Source organism: Rhizobium sp. Root708 (assembly GCF_001429725.1).
Classification (GTDB): Bacteria; Pseudomonadota; Alphaproteobacteria; order Rhizobiales; family Rhizobiaceae; genus Rhizobium.
In genome coordinates this window covers 81,177-96,704 of sequence record NZ_LMHV01000043.1, presented here as the reverse complement: position 1 = coordinate 96,704, position 15,528 = coordinate 81,177, and the positions used below count along the sequence as shown (strand labels likewise).

General features: G+C 58.2%; 10 protein-coding genes and 2 pseudogenes. 7 read left to right on the top strand and 5 right to left on the bottom strand.

Features of this window, described 5'->3' with window-relative positions; genetic code table 11:
- The first annotated feature begins 263 nt into the window (after positions 1-263).
- The 3 genes and pseudogenes from ASE04_RS24870 to ASE04_RS31780 form a co-directional block, all read left to right on the top strand.
- Entirely contained in the window at positions 264-1,271 is a 1,008-nt protein-coding gene (locus tag ASE04_RS24870) for a DUF1254 domain-containing protein (protein WP_056824318.1), read from the top strand.
- Positions 1,272-1,353: 82 nt separating this feature from the next.
- Entirely contained in the window at positions 1,354-2,703 is a 1,350-nt protein-coding gene (locus ASE04_RS24865; protein ID WP_056824314.1) for a DUF1254 domain-containing protein, read from the top strand.
- Between the two features lie 137 nt (positions 2,704-2,840).
- A pseudogene (locus ASE04_RS31780) lies at positions 2,841-3,166 on the top strand (DUF1214 domain-containing protein); the annotation flags it as partial.
- A gap of 204 nt (positions 3,167-3,370) precedes the next feature.
- Here the strand turns inward: ASE04_RS31780 and ASE04_RS24860 are convergent.
- The 3 genes from ASE04_RS24860 to ASE04_RS24850 form a co-directional block, all read right to left on the bottom strand.
- Complete coding sequence (locus ASE04_RS24860) at positions 3,371-3,799, bottom strand: lysozyme inhibitor LprI family protein (RefSeq protein WP_082597476.1); 429 nt, start codon at positions 3,797-3,799, stop codon at positions 3,371-3,373.
- A gap of 753 nt (positions 3,800-4,552) precedes the next feature.
- Complete coding sequence (locus tag ASE04_RS24855) at positions 4,553-7,543, bottom strand: UvrD-helicase domain-containing protein (RefSeq protein ID WP_244490487.1); 2,991 nt, start codon at positions 7,541-7,543, stop codon at positions 4,553-4,555.
- A 324-nt stretch (positions 7,544-7,867) separates the two neighbouring features.
- Positions 7,868-8,779 carry a hypothetical protein gene (locus tag ASE04_RS24850; protein ID WP_056824311.1) on the bottom strand — a complete coding sequence of 304 codons (912 nt, stop codon included), beginning with the start codon at positions 8,777-8,779 and terminating at the stop codon, positions 7,868-7,870.
- A 345-nt stretch (positions 8,780-9,124) separates the two neighbouring features.
- Here ASE04_RS24850 and ASE04_RS24845 point away from each other — a divergent pair, with 345 nt between their 5' ends.
- Both ASE04_RS24845 and ASE04_RS24840 read left to right on the top strand, forming a co-directional pair.
- Entirely contained in the window at positions 9,125-9,634 is a 510-nt protein-coding gene (locus ASE04_RS24845) for a hypothetical protein (protein ID WP_056824308.1), read from the top strand.
- 4 nt (positions 9,635-9,638) lie between these two features.
- A complete protein-coding gene (locus ASE04_RS24840; protein WP_156408887.1) occupies positions 9,639-10,487 on the top strand; it encodes a hypothetical protein in 849 nt (282 codons plus the stop codon).
- Positions 10,488-10,687: 200 nt separating this feature from the next.
- Here the strand turns inward: ASE04_RS24840 and ASE04_RS30385 are convergent.
- Positions 10,688-10,813 (bottom strand): annotated as a pseudogene (locus ASE04_RS30385) (transposase); the annotation flags it as partial.
- A gap of 96 nt (positions 10,814-10,909) precedes the next feature.
- Between ASE04_RS30385 and ASE04_RS24830 the strand changes: the two are divergent.
- The gene (locus tag ASE04_RS24830; RefSeq protein WP_056824297.1) at positions 10,910-11,989 is read left to right on the top strand and encodes a hypothetical protein; all 1,080 of its coding nucleotides are present in this window, start codon (positions 10,910-10,912) and stop codon (positions 11,987-11,989) included.
- Positions 11,990-12,439: 450 nt separating this feature from the next.
- Complete coding sequence (gene pepT, locus ASE04_RS24825) at positions 12,440-13,672, top strand: peptidase T (RefSeq protein WP_056824295.1); 1,233 nt, start codon at positions 12,440-12,442, stop codon at positions 13,670-13,672.
- 33 nt (positions 13,673-13,705) lie between these two features.
- On the opposite strand, the gene ASE04_RS24820 is transcribed toward pepT, so the two are convergent.
- On the bottom strand, positions 13,706-15,328 hold the full coding sequence (locus tag ASE04_RS24820; protein WP_056824292.1) for an ABC-F family ATP-binding cassette domain-containing protein: 1,623 nt from the start codon (positions 15,326-15,328) through the stop codon (positions 13,706-13,708).
- Positions 15,329-15,528 lie beyond the last annotated feature (200 nt).

Below are 15,528 nucleotides of genomic sequence, written 5' to 3'. Positions count from 1 at the left end.
GCACAAAGGTGGCGTCCACGGTCGCTCGCGATTGGAAAACAGAGGGAATTTCAAGTTTTATCCGCTAAACCATTGAAATAATGGGAGAATCAAGGCTCCCCATCCAATTCTCTCTAAATCCCCTTGATTCCTTGATTTACGAAACTTCATGGCAAGCCACTTCTAAACCTGTGAAACCAGCTTAGTTTACGGAGCGCGCTCTTGAAGCGGGAAGCGACTGCTTCTCAGCGATGGGATGGCAGCCAAACAGTCGGGAGACCTGTATGCCCCTTCGTCATTCTTCATTCGCCGCCGCGGTCGGTTTGACAGCCCTGCTTGCTTACGCCGGTCCGTCCGCCGCCTCCGAACCTGTCACCATCGATAACTTCGGTCGTGCCGAGAGCGACCTCTACTTTGAAAACATCGTAAAGGATGGTGGCCTTGGCAAATTTGTGCATCGTCGCGAACCGGCGACCATAGAGAACCAGACCATCATCAGGCTGAACCGGGACACTTTGTATTCGGCGGCGGTGTTCGATCTGGACGCAGGCCCGGTGACCATTACGCTTCCGGACGCCAAGAAGCGCTTCATGTCGTTGATGACGATCAATCAGGACCACTACATTCCGAAAATGTCTTATGGCGGCATAAACACTTTGACCAAGGAAGAGATCGGCACGCGATACGTTCTGGTAGGCGTTCGCACATTCATCGATCCTACTGATCCCACGGACGTGTCTGAAGTCCATGCTCTGCAGGATGCCATCAAGATTGACCAGCCGGACGGGCCCGGATCATTTGCGGCGCCGGACTGGGACGCGGCCAGTCAGAAGAAGGTTCGCGACGCGCTCCTGGTTCTTGCCACCACCATGCCGGACTTCAACAAGTCCTTCGGCAAGAAGGAGGAGGTCGATCCAGTAAGGCATATTGTGGCGACCGCCGCCGCGTGGGGTGGCAATCCCGACAGGGATGCAATGTATCTGAACGTCACGCCGACCAAGAACGACGGAAAAACGGTCTACAGGCTCAATGTCAAAGATGTCCCTGTCGACGGCTTTTGGTCGATCAGTCTCTACAATTCGAAGGGATACTTCGAACAGAACTCATTCGACGCCTATTCGCTCAACAATGTGACCGCCGCGAAGGACGCGGACGGCGCTGTCGCCGTGCAGTTCGGTGGATGTGATGGAAAAATTCCCAACTGCCTACCCACGGTCGAGGGGTGGAACTATACCGTTCGACTTTATCGCCCTCGCGAGGCAATCCTCGACGGTTCCTGGAAATTCCCCTAGCCGCAGCCGGTGGAGTGACAAGCGCTTGCTTGTCGAGAGCCCTATGCGGCCAACCTTTGCTTGCCCACGCTGGAGATAGAGCATGTTTCGGATTTTCGCGATCACACTAGCCTTTCTGGGTCTGACAGCAGCGGCTACCGCCCAGACCTTACCGCCGGATGAGGTGAGAGCGATCGCGAAGGAGGCATATATTTACGCGTACGCTCCGATCGCAAGCTACGGGACATGGTCGAAGCAGGCCACGCTCCCGGACGCGCCCGAATACGTTGGAGGCTTCAACGTGTTCAGGCATTATTCGGAAGCCTTCACACCGGAAAACAAGGATATCGTGACGCCGAACAATGACACGCCCTACTCCTGGGCGTGGCTCGACCTGCGCGCCGAGCCGATGGTCTTGAGCGTTCCTGCCGTTCCCAAGGATCGGTACTACGTCATGCAGCTCATCGACCTGTTTACCTACAACTTTGCTTATGTCGGCGTGCGTTCGACGGGCTTCGACGCCGGAAACTACGTCATTGCCGGACCGAACTGGAAAGGCGAGAAGCCCGAGGGCATCGACAAGGTCTTCCAGTCGGAGACGGACATCATCGGGATCCTTGGACGCACCTCCCTTGATGGCAAGGAAGACGTCCCGAACGTGAAGGCGATCCAGGCTCAGTACAAGCTCGAGCCACTCAGCAAATTCCTGAACGAGCCGGCGCCGCAGCCCACGCCGGCCATTACGTTCCCGCCATACGACGTCGCCAAGGCGACCAGCCACGACTTTATAGGCTACACCAACTTCCTCCTGCAGTTTACCCAGCCGCCTGTCCCTGCAGAGAAGGAGCTGATGGCAAAATTTGCGAAGATCGGCATCGCGCCGGGCGCGCCATGGGATCCTTCAAAAGTCGATCCGGCCACGCTCGCTGCGATCGATCAGGGCGTCGGCGACGCCAAGGCGGAAATGGCGGAGACAGCGAAAACGACCTTGAGTTCGAATGGACTCTTTGGCACGCGCGAGGCTCTCAAAGGCGACTACATGAAGCGCGCCATGGGTGCGGAGAAAGGGCTGTACGGCAACTCGCTTGAGGAAGCGTGGTACGGCGGGTTTGTTGGTGACGGATCGAGGCCGACGATGTTGCACTTCGAGGCCGATAAGCTGCCGCCGGCCAAGTTCTTCTGGTCATTGACGCTCTACACGCTTCCCGATCGGTTCCTCTATGCAAACCCACTCGATCGCTATTCGATCGGTGATCGTACGAAGGGGCTTGAATACGGACCAGACAAGTCGTTGACGATCTACCTTGGCCATGCGTCACCAGGCAAAGATAAGGAAGCCAACTGGCTGCCGACCCCGGAGGGGAAGTACAGCCTTGTCGCGCGGGTCTATGGACCCGAAAAGGGAGCTCTGGACGGGACATGGGAGCTGCCGAAACAACAACCTGTGAAGTAGTCGGGTCCGTTTATCTCATACGCCAAACTCTCGAAGAAGTGGATGAAAGACGATCGAGTGCGTAGGCGCTAGCGCGACATTTTTGCCGCAGTCCAGCGAGGACTGGGGCAATCGCACCGTGCCGACTGGTACGCTGCGCATCATATATCAATGTGACGCCTGCGAACAATGGTGGCAACGCGATCTACAAGCTCGCCGTCAAGGATGTACTGGTCGATGGCTTCTCGTCCATCAGTCTTTACAACGCGAAGGGTTATTTTGAGAAAAATCAGTAGGACGCCTATTCGCTCAACAACGTGACAGCGAAAAAAGCGAGGACGGGTCCATCGCAATTCGGTTCGGTGGCTGCGATGGGAAAATTCCCAATTGCCTGCTCATCATGAATGGTTGGAATTACACCGTCCGCCTCTATCGACCCAAAGCAGAAATTCTTGACGGGACCTGGAAATTTCCAGAACCTTAACCCGCCGGCTAATCTCCATACGAAGCGGAGAACCGGTAAGGATCATGCCGTACCGGTTTCAGCGTACGGATACCGTCTCGTTGAAAGCGAGGTGGTGTATGCTTTCCGACGAGGTAAAGCTAATTCTATGACAGAGATGGGGGCGCGATCCTGCCTTACGCTCTGGCGGGCCTCCAGAAGAAAAGTAGGAGACCTAAGGGCCGCTCAATTGCCCTTGAATAGTTCGCCGTAACTTTCGAGGTCGGTGATCCGTTGATCGATTACGCCTGCCCGGCAGGTGACGTAATCCAGCACCATCCGTTCTGCGCCCCAATCACCGTTCGCGTAAACTTGGCACGAACCTTCCTTGTATGTGTTCCAGAGGCGCTGCTCCGCCAGCAGATCGGTCTTCGTCTGCCCCGTGCTCTGTCCGTAAATTTTTTTCCAAACCGAATTCAATTTCTCGTCTTCCTGCTTCAACCAGACCTGCCCGCAGCCGCCCCACGCCGCGTTGCTGCCGTCAGACTTGTCCATACATGCTTGCCAGTCCTTTTGCCCCTGGTCGGCATCTTTGGAAAATGCGGGGCCGTTCCCAAAGGCTGCCAGCGACAAGAGAACCGTGAGAACAGTCCATGATCGATTGAATGCTGTCATCCATTTGTCTCCTGACAGGGCAAGGCGCCGCCTATTAGCGAGTCAAGCTTGCACGTGGCAAAGGTGCGATCAACCATGGAATTCTCTAGGTTGAGATTCCGTTCGTGTGCGGTCTGCAACCTGCTTGTCGCAACCGTGACCATTCGAAGAGAGGTCTGAGTGCTTCCGGGATCTGATGTGGGTGTCGTGAACGGCCGACATGAAGGCGCAAAGCTGCCTAGCGCTTTATGACTGTGCCCAAGCATGCTTGACCTCCGAAAGCGGAAATTATTGCCGCTCGCCCGTCCTGTTGACTGATGCCCAAAGCCAGGGCACAAAGGTGGCATCCACGGTCGCTCGCGATGGGAAAACATAGGGAATTCAAAGGCCATTCCGCTAAGCCATTGAAATCATGTGAGAATCCAGGTCACCCAGGCAGGTCTTATTTGACCGCTTTTTTGATCCAAATTGGCAACCATCTCCCGCACGGAAAAGTGGCGTCTTCTCAATAAGTTGGGCGACCGCGGCCGCAGTTCTTTAGGCTATCCATCGTGCTCGAGGACCGTTGGGAATGTTGGCTGGGGACCCCGCTTTGGTCGGACGCCACTCCCTGACCACGCGATCTTCTTGTCCGGAGCGGCTCATGGCAGCGTATGGATGAAGCTTTGGCTTTCCTCCGAGTTTCCCAAACAACTCGCCCCAATTTATCGCAAGGCGGCACCGATTGTCGCACTTGGAAACTGACACATTGTGCGGGCCGCTCGGTAGCGTGTCCTAACGCTTCGACATTCTGGCCCCGGCGCCTGCCATGCTGGTCGAAATCTTAGCCTTTCCTATGCAGGTGGGAAAACGGACACAGCTCAGGAAAGCACCATAGCGTCCAGATCGTTCAATCAGCCATCCATCCTTGCATTCCGGACATACCGGATAGCTGGTTGCGCAGGTACACCGAGCCTCGCCCGATCCGTCCAGGCGACGCGGAAGGCCAGCACCACAGGAGCGGCAGGCGGGCAGTAAATTTTCGCAGTGCTGCACATGTTCACAGCGATACCAAGTTCGACCATCCTGGCCCCGTACGTCCAGTAGCCTTCCGCCACACTCTCCACACTCATGCGCCATCTGTTCGCTGCCAGCCTCCGCAGCAACGCCATATTCAGGGTCCTTCGCGAGTTCCGTCACGAAGGACGATGGTCTTGAGTTCGAGGCCATGATCGTTAGAGTGCGACGGGCTCTGGTCATCGCGACGTACATGACCCGCCGCTCCTCGGCGTTTTCGAACAATTCTTCGTCTGGCGAGACCAAGGTTAGCAAAGGGTCGTCGACAATCTCAGACGGGAAGCCCATTCGACCGCTGTCCGCGTTAAGGACGATCACATGATCGGCCTCGAGGCCCTTGGACGCATGGATCGTCTTGAAGCTAATGCGCAGACGCGAGAATCGACGCTGCAGGTCTCTGATGTCCGGCTCAATAAAGCGATACCGTCCAAGCAGTAGGACGCTTGCGGTGTTCGCGGATTCAATCTTGGCGGATATCTCGGCAAGAACTTCGCCAAGTTTTTTCGCCTCCTCGTTCTTCGACGTCATGACGATCCTGATGGCCGGCTCTGTTGCATTGCCAGCGGGAACGATCTGTTTGGAGATTTGGGCCGGATTTTTCAGCACGAAGGCCCTCGCCGCCAATGCGATCTGGTCGATCGATCGGAAGGTGCGACCAAGATCAACCGTCCTGTGAACTCCGGTCTTTCCGTTGAAGCTCCCACCAAATTCTTCGCCGAAGTGGCGCATCAGATGGATGTCCGACCCTGCAAATCGGAAGATCGATTGCCAGTCGTCGCCAACCGCAAAGACACGGACGTCCGGATGCTGAGCTTTCAATGCCTTCACCAGCCGGGCACGGCTCTGTGAAATGTCCTGAAACTCGTCCACTAGGATGTGGCGGAACGGGCTTACATATCGGCCGGATTCGGCATACTGGGCGGCTCGCAGGATCATGTCTTCGAAGTCTATCCGTCCGCCCAGACTTTTCTGATACTCCTCAAAAACTGGCGTGAAGACGGCGAGGAAAGCCTTGGCGCGATTGCCCAACTTCATTCGCTCGGACTTGGCCTCGCAGTCAGCGACGCTATAGCCCCCGCTCTTGAACTTGCGCAGGAAGGTGCCGAGTAGTTGTGAAAACGCGTCGACCTGATTTAGCTCAACCACGCGGTCAAAGATGGTGTCGGCAGAGCGAGGATTAAGTGTCACATGCGGTGCGAGCTTTTCTGCCAGAGCGGTGAGCAGACGCCCCTCCTGCCGCTCGTAGCTATATGTCTCGATGAGCACCGTTTCATGAGCCGCATGAACCTCGCGCTTCCATTCCATGCTGCGCAGATACTCGTCACGATTGATGAAGGGCGCGGTGAGTAGCCGCTCGCTGCCATCGGCTACTTTCTGCCGCCGCACGCCGAAATGCTCGATGTAGACACCACTTTCGGTAAGACGAAAATCCGGACAATAGTCCCGGCGTCCCGTCCCACGGATCTTATGCTTGTAATCCGGCTCGTACTCGTATTCGACACCATTCTCATAAAGCCAGTTGGCGATCTGGAGCTCTTCGTAGCTCTTGACCTTTTCACCCTGCAAGGTGCGAAGATCCTGCTTTTCCATGTGGGTGTAGAAATCGTGCTTGGTTCTGAAATCCCATTCGGTCTTCGGCTCGACCAGAAAGTGCGCGAACCACTGGATAATCGCCCTAGACACTTCAGACAGCGCCCGAACCAGATCCTTCAGGATCTGTTTGATCAAGTGCGTAAACTTCACATCATCGGTAGCGTGATCGGCCAATGCGGGCTTCGAACCCTCAACGCTCCCTATGATGTCATAGGCAATGGCGTGGAAAGTTCGCGCAACAATCGGCACTCCGGAGCGTACTTCGACCCGTTCCGACATTTCCTCGGCAGCGTTCTTCGCAAATGCCAATAGTAGGATTTCGTCTGGCTGACGGATCCCGGCCTTTACGAGATATGCCGCTTTGGCCGTGATGACACTTGTCTTTCCAGAGCCGGCGCCAGCGAGGACCAGCGTTGCGTCCTCGTCGACGACGACGGAAAGTCTTTGTTCCGGCGTCAGAGGCTTACTCTCGATCGTATCGAAGAAATCCTTCCAGCGTTCGAGCTCGGCAGGGACAAAGGTCGCGATGGCGCTCGTTCTCATCGTGTCAGGCTCGACGGCGAACTTCCTGATAAGCGCAACACGCTCTGCTTTGTCGGCCCCGATGGCGTCTACTTGAAGTTTCGATAACAGCGAGGTCTCAAGTGCCCTGGCGTCGCTCAGAAGCGGCGCGAGTTGGCAGGCAGCAGGATAACCAGTGGGCTTGGCAAGTTCGGCAATCGCTCGGTGAATGCGCAGCAAGTGATCTGCTTCGCGTTTCAGCGCCGAAAGATTGAACCCGATCCAGGCACTTTTGACTTCCTCGGCGAACGTGTACGCATCAGGATATCGTAGGCCACGAATAACGAAGTGGCGCTCTGCAGTGGTAACTGTCATCGTCGCAGCAACTGCCCCCTTCCGCACCAATGGAGCAGCAGATATTGCTTCCAGGGATACGGACGAGGTCAATCCGCGGCGAGTAACCCACAGGTAATCGCTGTCGAGCTCCATGGCCTGAAACGTCGTCCCGAATGGGTTCACAAGCAGTCCCAGCAATGGCCGTTGTTGCAGTCGATTCAATGTAGCAGCCTTGTATTGCGAGCGTCGGCGCCACCTGGCCATGCCGTTGCAGATCACCCGACCAATATCTCACCATTGGTAAAGAGGATGCGCACGAACTCGCGGCCAAGGCGAATGCATGCGCGCTAGGACCTCATCGCCTGGCACAACAGATGGCCTGTTGTGTGATTTTCCGGAACCTACCGTTCGCAGGAGCGGCGCATGCGGCCAGATCGGGGGCCGTTTCCGGACTGATCGCTATGGATTAGAAGTCACCGACCAGGCTGCCGTCCTGCTGTCGACCTAAAGAGAGGCGCTCGTCCGCAGTTGTTCAGTTCCGAACGCGGCCTTCCCTTAACGCACGACCGCAAACCATTCGCCGTCGCGATCCGCGCCGACTGATCAGAGCGGGGGCACAAAGAGCCGCCGGCCAAGGTCGAACTCTCCCCTGTTCCCATCAACGACTGCAAACGTGTCGGCCCCACGCTGCTGTAATTGCAATGTGACCGGCGACGAGAGTTCACCGGAAGCAAGCATGGGAGCCAGTAGGTCTTTCAGGTCCCGCTCGACCCGCTCGCACAGTCCCTTGATGGTGGTAACCTCGCGGGAGACTTTTCCACTTTTTCCGTCGGTTGTTACGCCGCCGCCGGGTCCGACGTGAATCGTCCCATCTGGCCGCTGAGTGAGTGCGTTGATGCCGGCCTTGCGGAGCATCTCAACCTCGTCGTCAGTGTAGTTGTGGCGTAGTCCCAAAATTCTCAAGCCGGGCGTGCTGGTTGAACTGTCCGGCGCTCTGTTTGGAGAGTTGGACGCAATTACGTCCGGCCAGATCGCGTGGATGAGGTCCAGTAAGCCAATCTGGGACCAGGCCCCGTGAACATAGCATCCCAGGCTGTAGAAATCATCATCTCTGACTAACGCGAATAGGACCGGCTCGGTGCGCGCCATGAAACCGGGCTTGGTCGGATGCTGCCCGATCCCAAGGTGGAAGTGCTGGATACCGAAGTCGTTGAGCATGCCGTCGTTGAAGTCGGCCTTCTCTAGCCTCGTGCTTTGGTAGGGGCGAAGGTCGGCGCCGACGGCGACTGCGGAGAGGAACGCCTGCTCGCCCGCTACGAGATGCGCCGGGACTGAGTACGCGGCTTTATGCACTCTGCGCGGCCGTTGCGGCACACGCCGATTTCGGACATTGGCGTAGGAACGGATGATCTCGGCCGCAGGCCCGGTGGGGGGTGAGTAGCCGGCGGCCTGCAACTCCTTCGCGCAAGCGGACGCGAAATCGGCGTGAAGGTCCATGATGATGTCGGCGCTCACGTGCGGATCTCCTTCCTCAGGTGCTTCGGTGGGTGAAGGTGGACCCGAGTGCGGCGGTCACCGAAGGCAGCAGAGCCGTTTACCACCCATTCTGGCGACATAAAAGTGTCCGCTTCCACCTAATCCGCGACGTCGCCGGGCGCATCCACGATCTCCCGATGCAATATCCTGGTGTCAGCACGCTCATCCCCAGTTCCACGCAACCGTCGTGGGCCGCCATCCCAGAATTGGTCCGACGACGAAGACATACAGTCGTTCGCTACTTGCTGCGGCAGGTTGTCGTCGATACACATTTTTTCCAAGCTCGATCTACACCGCGCGTCGAAACTGATTTACAGATCTGCCATGACCCAAATCACCGACTGGCTTAGGGCAAAGGCGCATGGCTTCAATCACCTCTCAAACGAGGAGGTGAGCGCCATCTCGGACTTCTCGCTGCTCTGGGCCCTTTTCGAGTCCCGCCTGCTCAACACTGAAGGAGGTGCCCGATCCATCTCCGACATGGTAGATGGTTGGCAAAAGGACGGGATACTCGACGCGCCATCCTTCGACCCGGAACTCGGCTACTTTAGGCAACGCTATTTCGCCAATGGCGCCTTTACGGATCACTTCCAACATCTGCATCTGCGCAAGAACGATCAAGAGCCCCTGATCCGCGCCGTCATCGATGGCAGCGGCAATGATCCGCGCGATCGCGTCGCTGCCGTCCTGATCATCATTTTCCGCTATCGCAACAACCTCTTCCATGGCTTGAAATGGCAGTACAAGCTCGCCGGCCAGCTTGGCAATTTCACGGCCGCGAACGCCGTTCTGATGAAGGTGCTGGATCGGCACGGCGCGCTCCTTGAAGGGTAGCGCCATGCCGGGTGTTATGGACGTCTGGGACGCGCGCACCTTCGATCTTGGCCTGCTAGAGGTCCTCGAGGACTGTGCGGAAGAGATCGTTGGCTACTTCGATACCGATCACGCCATCTTCCTGTCCTACGACAACGTCGATGGCCCCGACCGTCCCATCAAGCGCCCGGACAATCCGCATGCGGCCGCGTACTATGCCCTGCTCGACAGAGTGGGGGATCTTATGGTGTCACGCATCATCCGCGCCTTCCACTACACTCGCTTGACCGACGACGAAGTCGCGGAGCTTCGCCGTTCGGGCATCCACCTATCCACCCCGACCACCCTGCGCCGCCGCCTCGATGCGCTGGTTGTCTCCGGCGCCCTGCCAGCCGAGATCGCCGATCAGCTCTACGACGCGAGCCCGTTCCACAGCGAGCAGCGCGACGCCCGCTCCGAGAAGTTTTGGATGGTCTCCCATCCAATTGCGGTCGACAACAACGGCGTCGCGCCGCTAATGGCACGCTGGGGCGGCGAGGTGGCTTCCTTTTGGGTCAACGACACGGCGCTTTCCGCGCCGTTGACACGGCTCGGCAGGGCACGGATCGCTGAGATCGCGGTGCCGCTTGAGGCGACCCGTCACAGCCATGCCGCCAGCAAAGCAGTGGTCGCGACCTTCGGACGCGCACGCGGCGCGATCCCAGAGAAATCGGTCTTCGATCTCTATTTGAAAGCGTCGCTTCCGGCGACGGCGGTGTCCGCTGTCCATACGGAGGGCGAAGCTGCGTTCAGCGCAATGGGGCGGAGCTATCCCGCCGGCTTTGTAGATATCGACGTCGGTCGCTGGAAGGAACTCACCGGCGAAGACGACTGAGCGAAACGGAACGCCGAAACGCAGTCGGCGACGGTTGAAATGCTCGCAACGCCCTGCACAGTCGCAGCCACGACTATCAGCAGAGCCGTCCCCAATACTGCTCCTTGGCGGCGGTAAAGCTGATCTCAACGGCCGAAATGGAGACGCTTTGTAGAATCGCCACACTGCTTTTGGTATTCCATGCGGCAAACTTCCAACCACCACTCGTAGAGCGAACGCTGGCTCACGTCGAGCCGTTGCGAAACCTCCGGGACCTGATAGCCCCGTTCGGTGATCTGACGCACCGCGTCGCGCTTGAAACCAGCGCACAAATTCGCTTTGCGCAAAAGGCCCCGGTATATGTCAGGCGCCTCGCGCCGATCTGGGATCTTGAATGCTGGTTCCGTTTAGTCCACGAGTCCTTTTGAGGAGGACCCTGAAGCGTGATCGAGAACGTACCGACAGCAGACGAGCTGCGCACCGTCAGCCTGCGGCTCTACTTCAAAGCATGGTCCGAGGTGACGGCGATTGTCACAGAATGGGAGAGGTTTAGCGGACTCGCGACGCCCGACTGGTCGCCGGAGCGCGGGCACTTCTACCTCGACAGGGCCGACAGTTCCGGCGACGAGGTGATCAGCGAGTGGCGGGACTACATCGAGGCTGCCCAGAGTGACCTGCAGGGCATCTATACGCTGATCCAGCAGAGCCAGGAGATCGGTTTGAAGGCGCAGATATGCGACGTGAGTCCGTACCTCCTGCTCAAGCGCACGGACATCAAGCCCGCCGACTCTGCCACGAACACCTGGGACTTCACCGACTTCCCGACCATCGACGCCTCGGAACTTGTCCGGGTCCACAACACCTTCTGCTCCACCTTGCTGTCGAAGGAGTTCCAGGCGATGTTCGATGAGATCAGGCGCAACCGGAACAAGATGTATCACCTTGGCATCTATAGGAGGGCGCTTGACCCTCAGGTGATCATCGACATTCTGCAGATGCACTACACTGAGCTGTATCCCGGCCGCCGTTGGATGGAGGACCGACTCCACTTCGCCACGCTGCACCGCTGGGCCAACTACGCCGACAGCGACTATAACGAGCGAAGCGATCTATTCCACGAGCTTTGGCAGCTCCTTCCGGGCCTGTCCGACGGCCAGTACAGGTGGCTGATGGGGCACGAGCGAGAGGAGCGTCGTTTAATCTGCTTCAGTTGCTCGTCTGACGCGAGGCTGGGCGGCCATGAACCCTACGAGACCGATGCGCCGACGTCGTTCCGGATGGTCGACACTCTCGAGGTCCGCTGCGTGATCTGCGACGGCGTGTATCCGATGAAGGTCGGCGCGTGCCCCAACGACGAATGCGAAAGCGAGCTGCTCAGCGCTGACGAGGAGAGCGGCGGGAAGTGCATGCAGTGCGGCTGGAGTCACGAGGAGTGGGGAGATCAAATTGTCGAGCAGAAGGCGGACCGATCAACATCCCTCGACCTGATTGGCCTCGCGGGGGATAAGGATGATGAGGCCTAGGTGCCCTCGCCTCCCGGATCCTCTCGCGCAGCCTGAGTGCGGCTTCTGACCTGCAACATTATATCGCCGCTCATGGCGCGCTCCGTTCAATGTCCGCTTAAAAGTGTCGACGCTGTGTTTCTGAACGACCGACATGCATGGGGGCGCAGAGCGGCCGGGCGCTTTGTGGCCGCCTCACCGCATACTTGACCTTCGAAACCGGAAATTATTGCCGCTCGCCCGTCCTGTTGACTGATGCCCAAAGCCAGGGCACAAAGGTGGCATCCACGGTCGCTCACGATGGGAAAACAGAGGGGATTTCAAAGGCTTTTCCATAAGTCATTGAAATCATGTGAGAATCCAGGTTCCCCAGCCAATTCTCCCACGACAAAACTCTTTCGGAATAGCAGGCCGCGCGCCTGGGTGGTTTAGTGCATCATTGTGATTTGATGTCATTATTCGGAAGCCGCCATGTCTGATACCGTTACCGATCGCTTTCTTCGTTATGTCGTCATCGACACCCAGTCCGATCCGCAGTCTTCCGCGCAACCTTCCACTGAAAAGCAGAAGACCCTCGGGGCCTTGCTGGCGGACGAGCTTCTGCTGATGGGACTGGAAGACGCCCATCTGGATGAGCACGGCTACGTCTACGCAACCATTCCCGGGAATGTCGAGAAGACCGTGCCGACCATTTGCTTCTGTTCGCACATGGACACGGCGCCCGATTTCAGCGGCACCGGCGTCAAACCACGAACGCTGTGCAACTACCGCGGCGGCGATATTGTTCTGACGGGCGACCCTCAGCAGGTCATCCGGGCGAGCGACCATCCAGCGCTGCGCGATCAAATCGGCAATGACATCATAACCACCGACGGCACGACGCTCCTTGGCGCCGACGACAAAGCCGGTGTTGCCGAGATCATGACCGCGGCCAAATTCCTGTTGGAGCATCCCGAGATTCGCCGCGGCACGGTCAAGCTGTTGTTCACGCCCGACGAAGAGATCGGGCGTGGTGTCGACAAGGTCGATCTCGTCAAGCTCGGTGCGCAATTCGCTTATACGATGGACGGCGAGACAGCCGGCCACGTCGAGGACGAGACCTTTTCCGCCGATGGTGTCCAGATCACCATTCTTGGCGTTGCCATGCATCCGGGCTTTGCCAAAGGAAAGATGGAGAACGCGGCCAAGATCGCAGCGTCGATCGTCGATCGGCTACCTGGCAACATGGCCCCTGAAACCACAGCCGGAAGAGATGGTTTCATTCACCCGACCGGCATCGAGGGATCAATGGAGAAGGCGACCATCAGCCTTATCGTTCGTGACTTTACCGAGGATGGCCTAGTCGCCAAGGAAGCTCTGCTTGAAGGCATCGTGAAAGATGTACTGTCGGGTTACCCCGGCTCGACCTACCGCTTCGAGGTCAAACAGCAATACCGCAACATGAAGTCTGTTCTCGACCGCCATCCAGAGATCGTCGACAACGCCATCGAAGCGGTTCGCCGTGCCGGCCTGGAGCCGGTGAGAGGCAGCATTCGAGGCGGTACAGACGGTTCGCGCCTGTCGTTCATGGGATTGCCGTGCCCCAACATTTTCGCCGGCGGGCATGCGTTTCATTCGCCGCTCGAATGGATCAGCCGGCAAGACATGGAGAAGGCAGTTCAGACGATCGTCGAACTCGTCAAGGTGTGGGAAGAGCGCGCCTGAGGCGCGCTCACCGGTTCGGACATCGGCCCTGGCTTAGCTCCGCAGACCCGGCGCTTCCTGGCCGGTGCTTTCCACATATTCCGTATAGCCGCCCGGATACTGGTGGATGCCGTCAGGTGTCAGTTCCAGCACCCGGTTCGACAAGGCCGCGAGGAAGTGGCGGTCGTGCGAGACGAAGAGCATCGTGCCCTCGTATTCGGAGAGCGCCTTGATCAGCATCTCCTTGGTGTCGAGGTCGAGGTGGTTGGTCGGCTCGTCGAGGACCAGAAGGTTTGGCGGGTCGAAGAGCATCTTGGCCATGACCAGGCGGGCCTTCTCGCCGCCCGAGAGCACGCGGCACTTCTTCTCGACATCGTCACCGGAAAAACCGAAACAGCCGGCAAGCGCGCGCAACGGTGCCTGGCCCGACAGCGGGAAGGACTCCTCCAGCCATTCCAGAACGGTCAGCTCGCCATCGAGAAGGTCCATGGCGTGCTGGGCGAAATAGCCCATCTTGACGCTTGCTCCGATCGCGACGCTGCCGGTATCCGGTTCGGCGGAGCCCGCCACCAGCTTCAGAAGCGTCGACTTGCCGGCGCCGTTGATGCCCATGATGCACCAGCGCTCCTTGCGCCGCACCATGAAATCGAGGCCTTCGTAGATCACCCGGCTGCCGTATTTCTTGTGGACGTTCTTGACGTTGATCACATCCTCGCCGGAGCGCGGCGCCGGCAGAAACTCGAAGGCCACGGTCTGGCGGCGCTTGGGCGGCTCGACGCGATCGATCTTTTCCAGCTTCTTCACCCGGCTCTGCACCTGCGAAGCATGCGAGGCGCGCGCCTTGAAGCGCTCGATGAACTTGATTTCCTTGGCAAGCATCGCCTGCTGGCGCTCGAACTGCGCCTGCTGCTGCTTCTCGTTCTGCGCACGCTGCTGTTCGTAGAAGCCGTAGTCGCCGGAATAGGAGTTCAGCGACCCGGCATCGATCTCGATGATCTTGCCGACGATGCGGTTCATGAACTCGCGATCGTGAGAGGTCATCAAAATGGCTCCCTCGTAGCCCTTCAGGAATTCCTCGAGCCAAATCAGGCTTTCGAGATCCAGATGGTTGCTCGGCTCGTCGAGGAGCATGACATCAGGGCGCATGAGCAGGATGCGGGCAAGCGCAACACGCATCTTCCAGCCGCCCGACAGGCCGCCGACATCGCCGTCCATCATTTCCTGGCTGAAGCTCAAGCCTGCCAGAACTTCGCGCGCACGTCCCTCGAGCGCGTAGCCGTCCAGCTCTTCGTAACGTGCCTGCACTTCGCCGTAGCGTTCGATGATCCGGTCCATCTCGTCGAGCTTGTCAGGATCGACCATCTCGGCTTCGAGCTCCGCCAGTTCGGCGGCAACGACGCTGACGGGGCCAGCACCTTCCATGACTTCGGCGACCGCGCTGCGGCCTCCCATTTCACCAACATCCTGGTTGAAATAGCCGATCGTCACGCCCTTGTCGGCGGAGACCTGGCCTTCGTCAGGCGTTTCGTCGCCTGTGATCATTCTGAACAGGGTGGTCTTGCCGGCGCCGTTCGGGCCGACGAGGCCGATCTTCTCGCCTCTGTTGAGGGCAGCCGATGCCTCTATGAAGAGAATGCGGTGGCTGTTCTGCTTGCTGATATTTTCGATACGAATCATATAAGGAGGAGTTCCGGAAAAAACGCGTTTGGGCGCCCTTATGCCATGCAATTGGCAGGCTGTCCCGTGCTTTTGCGCAGTGCACAAGAGACAGCGATGGCTGCCAGCGGCTCAAACGATCTTCCCACGACGCGGCGACACTGCTATGTTCCATATTTGTTCCGAGTCGTGCGCATTGCGGCTCGGGCAACATGAAGGAA

Excerpts from the sequence above, each read along its gene's own strand:
- ASE04_RS24840 (WP_156408887.1), top strand. The coding sequence starts at position 9,639 with ATGCCGGGTGTTATGGACGTCTGGGACGCGCGCACCTTCGATCTTGGC.
- pepT (WP_056824295.1), top strand. The coding sequence starts at position 12,440 with ATGTCTGATACCGTTACCGATCGCTTTCTTCGTTATGTCGTCATCGAC.
- ASE04_RS24820 (WP_056824292.1), bottom strand. The coding sequence starts at position 15,328 with ATGATTCGTATCGAAAATATCAGCAAGCAGAACAGCCACCGCATTCTC.
- ASE04_RS24870 (WP_056824318.1), top strand. The coding sequence starts at position 264 with ATGCCCCTTCGTCATTCTTCATTCGCCGCCGCGGTCGGTTTGACAGCC.
- ASE04_RS24860 (WP_082597476.1), bottom strand. The coding sequence starts at position 3,799 with ATGACAGCATTCAATCGATCATGGACTGTTCTCACGGTTCTCTTGTCG.
- ASE04_RS24865 (WP_056824314.1), top strand. The coding sequence starts at position 1,354 with ATGTTTCGGATTTTCGCGATCACACTAGCCTTTCTGGGTCTGACAGCA.
- ASE04_RS24845 (WP_056824308.1), top strand. The coding sequence starts at position 9,125 with ATGACCCAAATCACCGACTGGCTTAGGGCAAAGGCGCATGGCTTCAAT.